General features: G+C 51.6%; 21 protein-coding genes and 1 tRNA gene. 6 read left to right on the forward strand and 16 right to left on the reverse strand.

The window, feature by feature from the left end:
* Positions 1–74 precede the first annotated feature (74 nt).
* The 10 genes from HY455_03180 to HY455_03225 all read right to left on the reverse strand — a co-directional run bounded on the left by HY455_03180 (position 75) and on the right by HY455_03225 (position 5,362).
* Positions 75–836 (reverse strand): hypothetical protein, encoded by a 762-nt coding sequence (locus HY455_03180; GenBank protein MBI4118510.1) that lies wholly within the window; start codon positions 834–836, stop codon positions 75–77.
* A 220-nt stretch (positions 837–1,056) separates the two neighbouring features.
* Entirely contained in the window at positions 1,057–1,425 is a 369-nt protein-coding gene (locus HY455_03185) for a hypothetical protein (protein ID MBI4118511.1), read from the reverse strand.
* 109 nt (positions 1,426–1,534) lie between these two features.
* Positions 1,535–1,780, reverse strand: a complete 246-nt coding sequence (locus HY455_03190; protein ID MBI4118512.1) for a YdeI/OmpD-associated family protein — start codon at positions 1,778–1,780, stop codon at positions 1,535–1,537.
* 85 nt (positions 1,781–1,865) lie between these two features.
* On the reverse strand, positions 1,866–2,054 hold the full coding sequence (locus tag HY455_03195; protein MBI4118513.1) for a hypothetical protein: 189 nt from the start codon (positions 2,052–2,054) through the stop codon (positions 1,866–1,868).
* Positions 2,055–2,166: 112 nt separating this feature from the next.
* Complete coding sequence (locus tag HY455_03200) at positions 2,167–2,625, reverse strand: hypothetical protein (protein MBI4118514.1); 459 nt, start codon at positions 2,623–2,625, stop codon at positions 2,167–2,169.
* A gap of 290 nt (positions 2,626–2,915) precedes the next feature.
* Positions 2,916–3,056, reverse strand: a complete 141-nt coding sequence (locus HY455_03205) for a hypothetical protein (GenBank protein MBI4118515.1) — start codon at positions 3,054–3,056, stop codon at positions 2,916–2,918.
* Between the two features lie 418 nt (positions 3,057–3,474).
* Positions 3,475–3,675: a hypothetical protein gene (locus tag HY455_03210; GenBank protein MBI4118516.1), complete on the reverse strand. Its 201-nt coding sequence runs from the start codon at positions 3,673–3,675 to the stop codon at positions 3,475–3,477.
* Entirely contained in the window at positions 3,644–4,609 is a 966-nt protein-coding gene (locus tag HY455_03215; GenBank protein MBI4118517.1) for an ATP-dependent Clp protease proteolytic subunit, read from the reverse strand. The genes HY455_03210 and HY455_03215 overlap by 32 nt, the downstream gene beginning before the upstream one ends.
* Positions 4,610–4,766: 157 nt before the next feature.
* On the reverse strand, positions 4,767–5,030 hold the full coding sequence (locus HY455_03220) for a hypothetical protein (protein ID MBI4118518.1): 264 nt from the start codon (positions 5,028–5,030) through the stop codon (positions 4,767–4,769).
* A gap of 131 nt (positions 5,031–5,161) precedes the next feature.
* On the reverse strand, positions 5,162–5,362 hold the full coding sequence (locus HY455_03225) for a cold shock domain-containing protein (protein ID MBI4118519.1): 201 nt from the start codon (positions 5,360–5,362) through the stop codon (positions 5,162–5,164).
* A 318-nt stretch (positions 5,363–5,680) separates the two neighbouring features.
* Between HY455_03225 and HY455_03230 the strand changes: the two genes are divergently transcribed.
* The 3 genes from HY455_03230 to HY455_03240 all read left to right on the forward strand — a co-directional run bounded on the left by HY455_03230 (position 5,681) and on the right by HY455_03240 (position 6,726).
* Positions 5,681–5,752, forward strand: a tRNA-Asn gene (locus HY455_03230).
* 177 nt (positions 5,753–5,929) lie between these two features.
* Positions 5,930–6,091, forward strand: coding sequence for a hypothetical protein (locus HY455_03235; GenBank protein MBI4118520.1), 162 nt, complete (start codon positions 5,930–5,932; stop codon positions 6,089–6,091).
* A 125-nt stretch (positions 6,092–6,216) separates the two neighbouring features.
* On the forward strand, positions 6,217–6,726 hold the full coding sequence (locus tag HY455_03240) for a hypothetical protein (GenBank protein ID MBI4118521.1): 510 nt from the start codon (positions 6,217–6,219) through the stop codon (positions 6,724–6,726).
* Positions 6,727–6,831: 105 nt separating this feature from the next.
* Here the strand turns inward: HY455_03240 and HY455_03245 are convergent, their stop codons facing one another.
* The 3 genes from HY455_03245 to HY455_03255 all read right to left on the reverse strand — a co-directional run bounded on the left by HY455_03245 (position 6,832) and on the right by HY455_03255 (position 9,161).
* Positions 6,832–7,131: a hypothetical protein gene (locus HY455_03245; protein MBI4118522.1), complete on the reverse strand. Its 300-nt coding sequence runs from the start codon at positions 7,129–7,131 to the stop codon at positions 6,832–6,834.
* Positions 7,132–7,305: 174 nt separating this feature from the next.
* A complete protein-coding gene (ung, locus tag HY455_03250) occupies positions 7,306–8,010 on the reverse strand; it encodes a uracil-DNA glycosylase (protein MBI4118523.1) in 705 nt (234 codons plus the stop codon).
* A 5-nt stretch (positions 8,011–8,015) separates the two neighbouring features.
* Entirely contained in the window at positions 8,016–9,161 is a 1,146-nt protein-coding gene (locus tag HY455_03255; protein MBI4118524.1) for a cysteine desulfurase, read from the reverse strand.
* Between the two features lie 55 nt (positions 9,162–9,216).
* On the opposite strand from HY455_03255, the gene HY455_03260 reads away from it, so the two are divergent.
* Positions 9,217–9,795: a ribonuclease H-like domain-containing protein gene (locus HY455_03260; GenBank protein MBI4118525.1), complete on the forward strand. Its 579-nt coding sequence runs from the start codon at positions 9,217–9,219 to the stop codon at positions 9,793–9,795.
* Here the strand turns inward: HY455_03260 and HY455_03265 are convergent.
* Complete coding sequence (locus HY455_03265) at positions 9,792–10,634, reverse strand: restriction endonuclease (protein ID MBI4118526.1); 843 nt, start codon at positions 10,632–10,634, stop codon at positions 9,792–9,794. The two genes, HY455_03260 and HY455_03265, sit on opposite strands and share 4 nt — an antisense overlap.
* 94 nt (positions 10,635–10,728) lie before the next feature.
* Here HY455_03265 and HY455_03270 point away from each other — a divergent pair, with 94 nt between their 5' ends.
* Positions 10,729–12,153, forward strand: a complete 1,425-nt coding sequence (locus HY455_03270; protein MBI4118527.1) for an amidophosphoribosyltransferase — start codon at positions 10,729–10,731, stop codon at positions 12,151–12,153.
* A gap of 107 nt (positions 12,154–12,260) precedes the next feature.
* On the opposite strand, the gene HY455_03275 is transcribed toward HY455_03270, so the two are convergent.
* Both HY455_03275 and HY455_03280 read right to left on the reverse strand, forming a co-directional pair.
* A complete protein-coding gene (locus HY455_03275) occupies positions 12,261–12,776 on the reverse strand; it encodes a hypothetical protein (GenBank protein MBI4118528.1) in 516 nt (171 codons plus the stop codon).
* A 106-nt stretch (positions 12,777–12,882) separates the two neighbouring features.
* Positions 12,883–13,395 carry an NUDIX domain-containing protein gene (locus tag HY455_03280; protein ID MBI4118529.1) on the reverse strand — a complete coding sequence of 171 codons (513 nt, stop codon included), beginning with the start codon at positions 13,393–13,395 and terminating at the stop codon, positions 12,883–12,885.
* A 118-nt stretch (positions 13,396–13,513) separates the two neighbouring features.
* Here HY455_03280 and HY455_03285 point away from each other — a divergent pair, with 118 nt between their 5' ends.
* The gene (locus HY455_03285) at positions 13,514–14,485 is read left to right on the forward strand and encodes a hypothetical protein (GenBank protein MBI4118530.1); all 972 of its coding nucleotides are present in this window, start codon (positions 13,514–13,516) and stop codon (positions 14,483–14,485) included.
* Positions 14,486–14,504: the final 19 nt, after the last annotated feature.

Genomic DNA, 14,504 nt, shown 5'->3' on the forward strand with positions numbered 1-14,504 from the left:
TTTTGTCAATATCCCTTTGGCGGGGTTTGAATATAAAAAAACCGCCGATGTAGCATCGGCGGGCGTTTAAAAAACTATTCAACATAGACGCGGGTCTCATCTCCACCACTCAAGGCAAAGTCGAAATACGTCATCGAGACACCACCCACCTCTTCGGCGCCAGTCCCGACCAGTGTAACGTCACCCACATCAAGCGTTGTGCCTGCTAACGCCTTCAATGCTGACGCCTTCAATGCAAAGAGGGCGCTTTCATGGGGAAGAGAAATTGCCGAACGGAGCTGGTCGGGTCTGATGTCGACGTCCCATACACTGCGCTCCACCTCGACGAGTTCATCGTCCTTAATCGCGAGAATGAGACCCGCATCGGGAGCAAGCCCTCCAGAGTGATCAGTCAAAAGAACAGCATTGCCAATAACGTGCATCGGCACTTCCCCTGCCTGCGTGCCCCCAGACCATGTTTCAGTTGGGGCGACTTTTACTGCGCCAAAATAGCGCTTGGTTCTGCGGGAAATAAATTTTTCCCCAAGGCGTACTTCTCGGAAAGATAGTTCCCTAGAGTTCGACTGCGCCAACCAACCTAGATCTTTCAGGATCTGACACTCGCTGCAGAGGTTCGACTTGCTGACATAACCCTCGGAAACGACGATGTCGCCACCGCAAGCGACGCAATCAAAGTGCATTGGTGAACCTGCGCGGAGAGCGGAGTTGTCAATCCGCTTCCTCGTCTTGTTTTCTGCGCGCCTGCTCTGCCAAGCCGCAAGAGCCGCCGCCTTTCCTTGTGTGGTCGCCAAAGACATCCGTGTCTCCTTCCGTGTCTTGTTTTCTGAAGAGGTCATCTCTCCAGATTGCTATCGGCAAATGTAATAGGAAAAGTTCACTCTGTCAAGATGTCGGCCGCGCGGAGGACGTAAATATAGCCCCCTGCGGCTTGCCGCAGGGTATTCAACCTATATTTCGTCTTCGCTCGGAGAAAATGAAAATTGAAACATTTTCATTTTGCCCACTCGCTCGACGAAATAAAAAGCCGCCTTGTGGAAGGGCGGCTTCCGAAGGCGGTTAATGCGAATTCAGATAAATGTTCAGACACCCGTCGGAATTAATTTCCCTTATGTAGATTACCCGCATCTCGGAACCCCACGGCACTCTAAGATTCAGGCGATCAACCTTGTGCGCCGCCATTGCCTCGCGAATAGCCTTGAGCAGTGCCTTCTGGAGGGGATGCGTCATAGACGTCCAACGAGCAAGCAGTTCACGCTCCCGAAAGAAGAGTTCCTTGCCGGTGTCTGCCGCGGGAACGCGGAATTCTGTATCTCTCGTGCCGCGGAAAGCTCTGCACACAGACTCCATGTTCCACAACTCATCTTTTGCATAAGGGACGAGGTCGTTGAGTCCACCCTCAAGAGCGGGTTCCGATTTGTTCAGCATTGTGACTCCTGTCGCTCAAGTTGCCGCCCTGGACGCCCGGTTGGGCACGCTTGAGGGAAAGAGGCGTCCGGATTTTTTATATCATAAAATACGAAAATTGTCTGCCTTCTTATTTGGAGCGATGCGGACATCCAGCCCAACAACAGGGCCGACGCATCCCGCCTCTAAGCTTCGAGAGCGCCTTCGCAATACGGATACTCCTCGTCTCCGCTTTTTTGCCAGAGGTAACCCAGCAGATCCACTCATTGCGTGCGAGTGGTGTAATGTCCTCCCATACTGCTCGTGCCGCCTTGTCAGAAGCAATAGCCTTCCGTAAATCCGTTGGCACTGTATGCAAAACTTCTTTTTGAGTCATAGATTCATTTTGCATCAATTGCGCTGTTAGATAAAGTTAACTTTCTAAAAAGAAAAACCGTCCAGCGGAAGCCGGGCGGTAGTGATTAACGTGCAATTTGGATGAGCCAACCCAATTGGTAGAGCGTGGCGAAGCCGTCCATGCCAGCAAGAGCGAACAAGGCAATCTTTATGAAGACATTCACCCAACCGTATTTTGACCAGATAACACCAAGGATGAAAAAAGCGATAGCGCTTATCAAAAGCAGCAGGTCGGAATTGGCGAAGAAGTCCATTGCAGCGCCTTTCCTTTGTCGGTGCAAACACCAAAAACTAAGTTGTTTATATTCTATTCTCTATAGTGTGTCAAACCTTGCTCGAGAAATTAAAAAGGGTGAGCACCTATCGCTAGGTGCCCCCCTGAAGTCGTGACCGGATCCGCGTGAGCCGCTCGCAGAACTCGCGTTCGGTAAGGACCGTGTCGCTCGGATTTTGAGTCCCGATTGAGTGGGTCAGTACCGCATCGCCTGTCGCGAGCAGCGCCTCACGGAAAGATTGATTCTCGGCGAGAGCGTCAAACGCCCTGTCGAGTAGCTCCTGGTATTGCTTGCCGTGACGGTCGTACGCCACGCCATTCCACCAGAGCTTTTGAACTCGCTTCCACGCTCCGCTCTGTTCCTGGCCGCGGCGCTTGGCGCTGAAGCCAATGAGCTTGCACACTTCGACTTGGATGCGGGGGTCGTCGTACTTGAACGCCTGCAACAACCCCTCCATCGAAGAACACTTCACCCCGTCAAACACAAACGAACGAGGTGCGAAGTTGGTCACTTCCGAAGCGGGGTATGCCGACCTCGAACCGATGTCCACGATGCACCTCCTGTGTCAGGTGGAAAGTAAATAGTATCATATAAAACAGCTTCTGTCAAACCAACAAATTCTTGCGAAACGTTTTGTTTGGTAAAGAACGGTGCCTGTCCCCGTTTCCGTTTTGAATTGACTTATTGTCCCCAGGTTTGCTAGGATATCGGTTCTATACGTTTTACAATATAAGGAAAGCAAAACACCCCTTTCGGGATGTTTGCTCGTAAGATTTCCTTACGTTTACGGAAAACCGTTCTTGCTTTGCAGGGGCGGTTTTCGTTTTCCCTGCGACAAGATTACTTGTCCCTTTTTGCATCGCCGTACCCGGGAAGAGGCAAGTGTTCAACAGTTGAGGATTTCTTTTCTCGAGCTTTCTCGAGTTCCTCAAACTGACCTTCCTTGTTCCGTCCGGCGAGCCTTGATTGTCTTTCAGACATCTTGGCATGGTTTTGTCAGTCCATAAACTGCCAGCTCTACAGGGGTCTAAGCTGGTTATGTGCTAAGCGTCCCCTGTCGAGGGAACGACCATTTCTCAGAGGAGAAACTTGGCAAACAAAAAGCTCTATTGGCCGAGGTTTGTGGGTTACATCAGTTCCCCGATGTTCCCCTGCGTTAGCAGGGTTTTCACCCCGCAAACACCCGCCACTAGAGCTTTTGACTTTTGTTCGAGTATTTGTTTTGCTAAACCATCGGCCGCCTTTCTTTTAAACCCCATAACCTCGAAAGACAGAAGGTTACCTCCTAAGTATACGCCTACTGGATAAAGTCAACAAATCCAATTCTGTGGATAACCAGAATAATGATGGAGACGGGGGTGTAAAAATGGAAAATGGCCAAGGACCGTGGTACCAGCACTTAGATACCGTACAGGTGTGCCTTTGTGACTGTTGAGGGACTGACCGAAGAAGGGACGTGTTTTGTTCGGGAAACCTCCTTCACGAAAGAGCGCGTCTCACTGATTGCCTCACGTATAAAACCCGAGGTCGCAGAGTTCTGAGCCATCTCATCAAAGTCCTGAAAGGGCTTATTTTTTTGTTTTTTTGGCTTGATTTTCATTGTTTTTCTTTGCTTTTACTTTACCTTGAGCTGACGGGGTTGGCGTGAACTCAAGGAGCTTTATTTCTTGTTCGTCTGTATGGTTTCGTATTTGGAGCGAAAGACCGAGTGCTTCCATGATAACTTCGAGATCACCTTTCGCGTTTTCCACAGCAAACCCAAGTTCCGCAAGCTCTTCCGTATCTATTATGAACTCGTGGGACGGGTAATCATACACCATACGGTGTATAACTGGCTTTGCCTTTTCTGCACTCCAACCCATATAGCGTAGCAAAATGCGAACGCCGTATTGTTCACCAATATCAAGGGCGCGGGCATATTCCGTGATGCTCTTTGGATGTATTTGATTGTAAAGACAACCGCTCGTGTTTCCAGAAAACTCAATGGCAAGTTTTATGACATCTTGCAGTCGCATCCTGTTTCTTGTGCGATGAAGGATGAGTTTGGTTGCTATGTCCAAATTTTCTACCGCGTGATTCTGTATTTGCTCGAGGGATTTATAACCATTCAACGCCGATTTGAATGTGTCCACATCTCCTTCCTGTTGCTCTGGTATCTGTACGTCAAGGGGCCCGAGTTCTGAAGTCGTCGCCATAACGAGCGTCTCCCCCGCAAGAGAGATGAGGGTGCCCGCACTCTTTGCATAGGTAGGAACCACAATGTTTACGCGCTTAGTGTGTTTCCGCAGCAACTTCACTATCTTATAGGCGGACTCAATATGGCCGCCCGGAGTTTCCAAAATAACATCGAGCTCATCAAAATTTTTGCCGCGCAGCTTGTTTTGGGTCAATATGACCGACGCTGGTGTGACCGTGCCCATACGCAAGAGAAGAGCTGGCTTTTTTCGCTCAGCCACAAATGCTTTCAACTGCTTTGCGAACTTATCTTCCTTCGGCGCTGAAGCGGCTACTTCGTTCATATCGTTGCTGATCATGATAACAGAATGTAACCTATAGTAAAGAATGGAAATGGTGGAAATGGGGACCTTGTGGGAATGGAGGGAATAGGGACAGTCACAATTGTTTTTTTTGGAAACTCCCCAGAGTAAAGCGCGTCGTCCAACAACTGATTGAAATGGTTTTAGAAGGAGGCTATTTAGCGGGTTGGTTGGTCTTCGCTTTTCCGGCCATGCGTTCGTGCTCTGCGGTAATGAGCTTTCTTGATTCGTCGCCGTCGCCATGGACACGGCGAGTCTGCGCCTTGAAGGTGCGCATGTGTCTCCGGGTGGAGTTCGAGAGCCGCTTTGGCATCCCGTTAGAAACAGTGGCTACCGCCTGCTTGCCCGCCGTAGCTTTAGCGGAGGCGGGTGATGACGTTTCTTTAGTCTTTTTAGTTTTAGTTGATACTTTGGGCATAAGTAGCTCCATTTCCCCTGTTCAGACTCAACGCAATGCTCGAGTCTCTAAGGGGATAAGTGATTGCCCAGTCTAGCACATGAGGGAATAAACACAAAACACCCGCCGTGAGGCGGGTGTTTTGTTTCAGGTTAGACGCGCTTTACGTTCACCGCGTTTGGACCCTTAGGTCCTGTGGTGATCTCGAAAGTGACTTTGTCACCTTCGTTGAGCTCGTCAAATGTGGTGCCCTGAAGTTCATTAGCGTGGAAAAAGAGTTCCTTTTCCTGGCCTGGGACGGAGATAAATCCGTAACCGCGGTCCATTTTTTTCGCGACTGTTCCTTCTTGCATATCGTTGATTTATTTGAGTTCTCTGTAAGAGAAACTTTTCTACTAATTCAAACCGCTCTGTAACGACAAAACCCGACCTTCGTTTCTCTTACAGACACGATTTGATCCTCCTACCCTAGCATACTTCCGCAAACTTTGCAAGCCCCCACACCTTTCCTCGCAATATTGTCCCCGACAACGCGCTTTGCGCCTTGCGGGGAAAGGTGTGGGGGCAAGCCCTCTTTTTCGTTGCTTTTGTGCCTTTTTCTGGTATTCTCTAGATACATTCCCCGGTACCTGTCCGCAGGCAGAGCGCAGTGTACAATGGTGTATGTTTATTCCCCGGTAGCGCAGCGGTAGCGCAGCGCGCTGTTAACGCGTTGGTCGTAGGTTCGAATCCTACCCGGGGAGTTTGAGTGAAACGAAGAACGACCCGGGTAGGATTGGGAGAGGGTCGGAGAACGGGAGTTCTCCGTGGAGGAACGCAGCTCCTCTGCTGGGCAGAGGAGCGTTGAGAACCGTGGGTTCTCAAGGAGGAGTCCGCCAATCGGCGGACGACGACGTCTTACTCCGTGGAGCTTAGTTAATATGAACAAGATCATCAAGGTAACTTCTTTCTTTCTGGCAATATTGTTCGGAGCATTTATGGTTGTATACGGCGGAATTGACGACAGCCCCGGCGGGCAGGTTCTCGGACTCCTAGTAGCTATCGTTGGCGTTGTGGGCGTGCTGAGGACCAAACTGACCTAAACAAAGTGTCCACAAAAAACACTCCGACAATCTTGAGATTGTTGGAGTGTTTTTTGTTGGGGTCGGGATTGACCTCGACGGGGCCATCTGTTTAAATGGCGGGAGATAGGTAGGGCTAGAAGTAGATGATCCTCCAGTGTGGTTTCGCCGCCCAGTTCTATGTCGCTCCCGAAGCGGGTGCTCCGATGGAACGTCGACCGTCGATACGGGTTATGAAAGGCAGAGGCATCGTCGATGACCGGTATAGTAGTGGTGCGGGATTCTTTACCGACGCGAAACGCACGGTAATCAAACACGTGACCTTTATCGAGATGGAGGCAATCGAGGGTGCCCGGACTGACCGCAAGCGCCCACTCCCCAACCTCCTCCCCGAATACACGCGCCGAAACATCGTGACCTGCGGCGTCGCCCTGAACCACATGATCGATAGGGAATTCATGACTTCGCGAGGAGTTTTCTTCAGGGGGATCGAACTTGCCGAACCGTGCGAACGCCCGGCAAAGCTCGCCCACGAACAGTACGGCCGTGACATTATCGGCTTCAAAGAGACCATGCGCCATCGCGGCGGGATCCGCGCCGAAGTGTTGACCGATGGCATCATCGAAGAAGGAGACACGATCATCTTCATGGCATAAAGCCGACACACCCCGCCAACTCGCGGGTTTTTTAATGCAATTAAAAAACCCGCGTCTGCAGTCCACCGAATGGTGAACACTGACGCGGGACTTTAGAAAAATGAGCTAAGCTGCGACACCCTGTGCTTGCGAACGTGCAGCACTCGGGAAAAGCGGACAATGGTTGCAATGAAGATGGCCTTCGTACCCGTTGGGGTAATTGATGCTCGGCTTCTTGCACGTCGGACACTTGAAGAAATAGAACGGGAGAAACCCAGTCCAACCCTCGTACTTGCGCTCGCCCACGGAGATGCAGCGACCCAAGTGGTACCACACCTTCTTCCACCACGGAAGCGTGCGGAGCATGATCTTTGCTTCGCGCGCAAGCTCGTGCCGATCCAACGGGAACTCGCAGGTCACTCGCATTTACGAACCATCCTATGCTGTCGTTTCTAAAAAAGACCATACCACATCCATAGACAGAGCGCAAGAGAGACACTGACCACTAAGAGCCCCTGTGGACAAATAAGGAAAAGGTTCAACCTTTTCCTTATTTGTCCACAAAAGCAAAAAACAAAAAAACAAAGGAGTCGGGGGCGCTTACCACTCTATCGGTGCTTGTCCCTGCTTCTCTAAATACTCATTTGCCTGACTAAAGTGTTTTGATCCGAAAAAGCCGTTAGATGCGGAGTAGGGTGAAGGATGCGCCGCAACTAAGACAAGATGTTTTTCAAAATCGATGATGCTCCCCTTTTCCTCTGCATACCGCCCCCAAAGCATGAAGACCAAGTGTTCGCGCTTTTCTGAAAGTGCTTTGATGACCGCATCGGTGAATTGCTCCCACCCCTTACGCTGGTGCGACCCCGGCGAAGAGGCGCGCACGGTGAGCGTTGCGTTTAAGAGGAGCACGCCCTGCTCGGCCCAATAGGTTAAGTCCCCGCTTTGGTCTTTCGCTGGTCTCCCCAAGTCGCTTTCAATCTCTTTAAAAATGTTTTTGAGCGAAGGCGGAGGAGTGACACCCTTACCCACAGCAAAACACAATCCATTCGCCTGCCCCTTACCATGGTAAGGATCCTGCCCCAAGATGACCACCTTCACCTTGTCGAAAGGTGTCAAATCAAGCGCACGAAAAATATGCTTCGCCGGTGGATAGATGGTCGCCTCCTGGTACTCGCCACGCACAAACTCTGTGAGCTCCTTAAAATATGGTTTCTCAAATTCATCTTTCAAAACACGCTTCCACGATGCCTCTATGCGGACATTGGAATCCCCTGGCTTATTCTCGTTAGAAAATGACGACTCCATAGACATTATGCCGCCTTCCGCAGTTCGGGTACGACTTTGTTGAGAACACCGAGAACATAGTCGACCTCTTCCAGAGTATTGTATTTGGAAAAGCCGAAACGCATTGAGGAGCGCTTGATCTCCTCGGAAACGGGAAGTGCCTCGAGCACGTGGCTCTGAATTACCTTTCCCGCAGCGCATGCGGGACCAATCGAAGCATATATCACCTCTTTCTCGAGTGCTTCCAAAAGCGTCTTTGCTGGGATCCCGAGAAATGCGGCGTTCAGGGTAGTATAGAGCGCATCTTCGGGAGAGTTGATGCGGACGTTATTCATCGCGCGAAGCCCTGCTAGAAATTGTTCGCGGAGCGGACGCACATGCCGAACCGTCTCTTCGTGGGTTGCGTAGGCAAGCTCCACCGCCTTGCCCAAGCCAACGATACCGGGCACATTTTCCGTCCCCGAGCGTAGACTGAACTCCTGCCCGCCACCATTAATGAGCGTTTGCAATTTGATACCCTTGCGAATGAACAGAGCACCCACACCTTTCGGTCCGTGGAGCTTGTGCGCAGAGAACGCGTAGAGGTCAATGCCGGTCAAATCGACAGGCAGTTTCCCAAACGCTTGGACGCCATCGCAAAACATCACGATTTCCGGATCGCGCTTTTTCACTTCGGATGCAATCTCATTAACCGGGTAAATCGTACCCAGTTCATTATTAACATGCATGATGGCGACGAGCGCAGTGTTGTCTCGGAGCGCGTCACGGACAGCCGCAGGAGTAATGCGCCCGTACTCGTCTGGAGTGAGATATGTGGTTTCAAATCCTTCATCACCCAGAGCGCTTAGTGTCTCGAGTACTGCATCGTGTTCAACAAGACTCGTAACCACGTGGGTACGCCCGACTGCCTTCGCCCTACGCAAAGCGCCCTTAAGCGCGAAGTTAACGCTCTCGGTAGCACCCGACGTGAAGATGATGCCCCCTTCGTTGCCCAAATACCGCGCGAGAATATCGCGACTTTTCTCCACGGCTTCGCGTGCTTCTCGGCCCTTCATGTGCATGCTTCCAGGGTTGCCAAATTTCTCGGACCAATACGGCTCCATTGCGACAAGCACCTCCGGAGCAAGCGGGGTCGTGGCATTATTGTCTAAATATACTTCTTCTCTCTTCATGATTATATGTTACACTCCCCTCCAATCTGGTACAATAGAACCTACTTTTATTGATATGAGAAAGATTGTCCTCGATGTCGAAACAAAAAATATGTTCTCGGATGTCGGCGGGAACGACCCGACCCTTTTGGATATGTCGCTCGTCTGCATCTACGACTCCCTCACCGATTCGTACTCCTCGTATCTCGAGGCGGAGTTGCCAAATCTGTGGCCAATTCTCGAGCAGTCGGATGTTTTGATCGGTTTTAACTCCGACCATTTCGACATACCGCTCTTAAACAAGTACTACCTGGGCGACCTGACACAAAAGAAAAGTCTCGATCTCCTTGCAGAGGTCAAGAACGTACTTGGTCGCAGGATTAAGCTCGACACCATCGCAGAGGCGACACTCGGCGTTAAGAAGTCTGGCAATGGCCTTCAAGCCATCGCATGGTGGAGGAATGGTGAAATCGATAAAGTGCGACAATACTGCATCGACGACGTGCGCATCACCAAAGAAATCTACGAGTACGCGCTCGCAAACGGCCATCTCAAATACAAAGACTGGGACGGTGGGGTACTGCAAATACGACTCAACACCTCAAAATGGGAGGAGAAGAAAGCGGGAGCCGTGACACAATCACTCCCATTCTAACCCTGGTGAGCAGTAGCCAACAACGCCTGTGCCTCTTTGTTGATCTTTGAGGCAACGGCTTTTTTGATACCGAACTTGGTCTCTAGGTCTTCCGCGGTGTAGGGAATGAGGTCTTGCGCAAGCATCATGCCGTGCTTTGCAAATATTTCAAGGGTGTGGCTATTAACCGATGGGAGGACTGTTACCGGATAGAGCGCGTGTTTGGCGATTAGGTTTTCGAGCGCTTCTCCGTTCGGATGGCTCCAACTTGTTGTCTTAATGTTTTTGCAGTTTGCGTATTGGATCGCGCTCAAGGTCAGCTTCGTGTTGGTGATGACCCATGCATAGTGCTTTGCTTTGCCACCCTCCTTCTTCTCCTCCACGCGCCTAATGTCGTCCAATCGCGCCCACGCATAGGCAACCACATCGACGTGCGTTTTCAAATGTGGTTTGTTTTTGTATTTTGCCTCGATGAAATAGTGCTCGTCTCCTTTGTAAGCAACAATGTCGACTTCGTGTGTGACACACTCGCCTCGTAGAAACTGGTTCCGTGCCGTCGTGTACCCCTCTGCACGTAGGATTGCCTCGACGAATTGCTCAAAGTAGAAACCCGCTGGGCCAAGCTCCGCCATACCACGTTTCAGGCTGTAGCGGGCGGCGAGACCAATGTTTTCCTTGACCAAGTGCCGGAGTGCCTCCCGAAAGATCTCTGTTGTTGTTGCCCCTGGAGAAAGGTCTTTTGCGACTGCGTTGCAAATCTTGTCTGCCACCTCACTCGGGGCGCCCGAGGCGCGCAAAGAACCGCAAAGCTTCTCGTGCTCGAAGAGTTCTTTCTCGCCTGTTGCCTTAATAATTTCCATCCCGAAATTGTACCATGCCTGGGTGTCTTGAAGAAAGTTTTGCTACGGCGTATAGTGGCCTAAGACGAATGCAGTATGGTGAGGAGGGCTTCCTATGTGCGGCATTATCGGAGTGGCGAACGAGAAAGAGACTGCTGCACCCGACATTTATACGGGTCTTCTTGAAATGCAACCGCGCGGCAAGGGCGGAGCTGGTATGGTAACCGCCCTTCGCGGTGACCACTACGACCTGCGCGACATGGGAGAGGTGAAAGAGGCGCTCGGCAAAGAGGCGCTCAAGCACATGCCGGGAAAAATTGGAGTGGGACACACCCGCTACCCAAATGCCGGTACTAATTCGCCATGGAATCTGCAACCTGTGCGCGATTCCTTCCGTGGGCAGGAGTTCGACGCGAGCCACAACGGCAACAGTGTAAATATGGGTTCGCTCCGCAGAAAGTATGGCATCCTTCATGACGAAAACGCTTCTGACACGCGCACTATTGCGGCAATCATCGCACAGTCAAAGCGAACTGATTTTGTTTCTGCACTTGTAGACACCGTTCGCGAGCTTCAGGGTTCGTTCAGCCTCATTGTCCTTTTTAATAACACACTCTACGCGCTTCGTGATCGATTCGGCTTTCACCCGCTCCAGATCGGCATGCGTGGTAACGACATATTCATCGCTTCCGAGAGTTGCGCGTTCACGCAACCGCAGATCGGTGCTACATTACTGCGCGACATTGGCCCTGGGGAATTGGTCACCGTCAAAGACGGACGCATTACGAGTGAGTCGTGGCTCCCCTCGGGGGTCGCAGCGACCCTCCGTTTCGATATCTTCGAGTTTATCTATTTCATGTCTCCGCACAGTGTCGTCGAGGGTGTGGAGGTAGGTAGTGCACGCGAAGAAATGGGAAAACGTCTCGCACGGCTCCACCCAGTCCCAACCGACATCGTCGTCCCCGTGCCTGATTCTGGAAACCAGGCGGCACAAGGGTACTACGAGGAACTCAAACTGACGCAAGCGCAGGTGCGCTTCACTCCGTGGGCATTCTTCCGCCCGCACACTGTCGGGCGCACATTCATCGATCCCATAGCCGAGCTCCGCGCAGAACTCGTAAAGTCGAAGCTACGACCCAGGCCTGCTGTGCTTAGCAGGAAAAATGCAACAGTTCTGGACGATTCGGAAGTCCGCGGCAATACCATGAAAAGAGCGGTGATCATGGCACGAGAGTCGGGCGCAAAAAGGGTGGACGGACGCATCGCTTCTGACCTCTACCGTTTCCCCGACTACTATGGCATGGACACGTACCGCTACGGAGAAGAGCTCATTGCGAGAAAACACGACGGGGATGTCGAAGCGATCGCTCGTGAATGTGGGCTCGACACTTTGGGTTATCTCCCGAATGATCTTGTTATCGAGGCGATCCTCGCTGTGCGTGGACCGAACTCCCCCCTCACGAAAGATTCTTTCTATGACGGTCCCTTTACTGGCAACTACCCTGACGGTATTGGCGACTTCGCTCACAGCAATACATAAAAAAGCAAACCACCTTTCCGGGTGGTTTTTTAACAAGAAAAAAGGCCTTCCGTGCCTGCGCTTTCGCGTGGGCAGTAGAAGACCTGTGTCAGCGCCGAGGCTGACCGTTAATTTTTTGCGAGCGCCCGTACGCGGGCCATCGCTGGATCGTCGGGGAACATGTCCGCAACACACTCCGCCGACAGTGACGGGAGGTCGCGGATATCCGGAAGCCATGTCACGTAGAGGTAGTCACGACTTTCCTGGAACCACCCGAGCATGTTACCGGTCTTCTTCGAAGGATCGACGACCGTTTGATGCGACATGTCGAAGACTGCTCCGAGGGCTCGGCTTCCACGACGGAAGTTCATAGAATCCTCCACGACCTCCACGACGACTTCGGGACCAGCCGGGAAGAAAGCGCCCGCCGTCTTCCCGCGCCAATGCCATTCGACGAACCGGAGATCCATTCCCAGACTCTTGTTTGCGGCGTCAGTGCACCATACGCCACCATCATCTTCTGGGAGAGCAGCGACCGGGCTGGTGCTTGCCGGAGGAAAAATAAAACTCATGAGGGCGAAAAAGCCAACGACTAGAACGAAAACAGCAACCGTTGCTACGGTCGACTGTCGTACTCGTACCATGCGCGTGACCTCCTTGTTGTTGCCTCGTTTGCAACTATAGCATGTGTATATAAAAAGTCAATCCCCACCTGGTTTGGGGGTGGGGATTACTCTTTACGTGGCATCGTTATTGGTTGGCCGTGTCTTGGCTACGTGCCCATTCAGCTCTCTTGCGATTTGCCCTCTGGTTTTCTGCCAGGACAAGCTCATCATAAATACCGTCAATAAGATTGTGCCCCTTTGCGTCATTAAGCGTGACCCATGCATAGGAGTCTGCCTCCCCTTCCTGAAGCGTGATCTCACCACCGGCGTATTCGGCGATACAAGAAATGACGAGTGAGGGACTCCCGTCTTCATGCACCGTCGCCAAACTTGTGAGGTATTCAATATTCTCTATGTCGAGGCCCACTTCTTCCTTAACCTCACGTCGAAGTGTCCGTTCGAGCACGTTGTACCAGTAGAACTTCGTATCCTTCTTGAGTTTGAGATAGTCGTCCGTTTCGAGCTTGCCTCCCGGTACGGTCCACATGCTCGGGAACCGCTTCTTGTTTGATGAACGGCGGATTATAAGAAACTTGCCGTCCTTGTCAGCGATGATTGCGGTAATCGCAACTTCGTGGAGATGTTTGTTTTCTGTCATTCTGATAAGTGTATACGAAATAAGTACGCTCGACAAACGTATCATTGACGACTCTTTTGCCTCGTGCTGAAGATGCAAATATCACAACTTTTCTCATGTACACTATAGTTTTAATAGTATGCGTGATGCGATACAAAACTTCGCACAACAATTCTCCTTTGAGCCAGAAATCAGAAACGGAGGAAACTTTACACCCCGTCCCAAACTCCTGATTGCCGGAATGGGCGGTTCGCACCTTGCCGCGGGACTCTTGAAGACGATGCTCCCGGAACGCGACATTGTGATTCACCGCAGTTATGGCCTCCCTCGCCACATGAGCGACCTCGGAGAGCGGCTTTTTGTCGCAAGTTCATACTCGGGCAATACCGAGGAAACCGTCTCCGCCCTTGAAGAAGCATTGGAGCGACGCCTCCCTTCTGTCGTCATCTCTACGGGGGGGATACTTGGCGGCATGGCGGAAGAGCACTCACTCCCCTACATCCAGCTCCCCAAAACGGGCATCCAGCCGCGCGCCGCGATCGGCTTCGCCTTCCGGGCACTGCTTGCCGTATTGAGCGAGAAAGACATGCTCGACCTAAGCGCGAAGTTCGCAAACACATTCAATGCAGGTTCGTATGAGGATGCCGGCCGAGCACTCGCACAAATGCTTCGCGACTCTATTCCCGTCATCTACTCCTCCGAAAAAAACGAAGCACTCGCGTATCACTGGAAGATTACTTTTAACGAAACAGGCAAAATCCCCGCCCTCTACAATCTCCTCCCCGAACTCAACCACAACGAGATGTCGGGTTTTGACGTAAGGGACGCGACTCGACACCTTTCGGAAAAATTCTATTTTATCTTTCTTCGTGACGGGGATGACCATCCCCGCGTACTGAAGCGAATGGATATTCTCACAGAAGAATACAGGAACCGTGGACTTCGTGTCTTGGTGGTACACCTCAACACAGAAGGCGACAAATACACAAAGATATTCTCCCTTGTCGTCCTCGCAAGCTGGGCCGCGTACCACACGGCAGTTGGGTATACGCTCGACCCCGAGGAAGACCTTCCTTTCGTTGCAGATTTCAAAAAGAGAATGGCGGACTAGCTCTAGACATGGAGAAGTG

The sequence above is a fragment of the Parcubacteria group bacterium genome, assembly GCA_016204045.1.
Taxonomy (GTDB): domain Bacteria; phylum Patescibacteriota; class Minisyncoccia; order Phycocordibacterales; family UBA2135; genus JACQLQ01.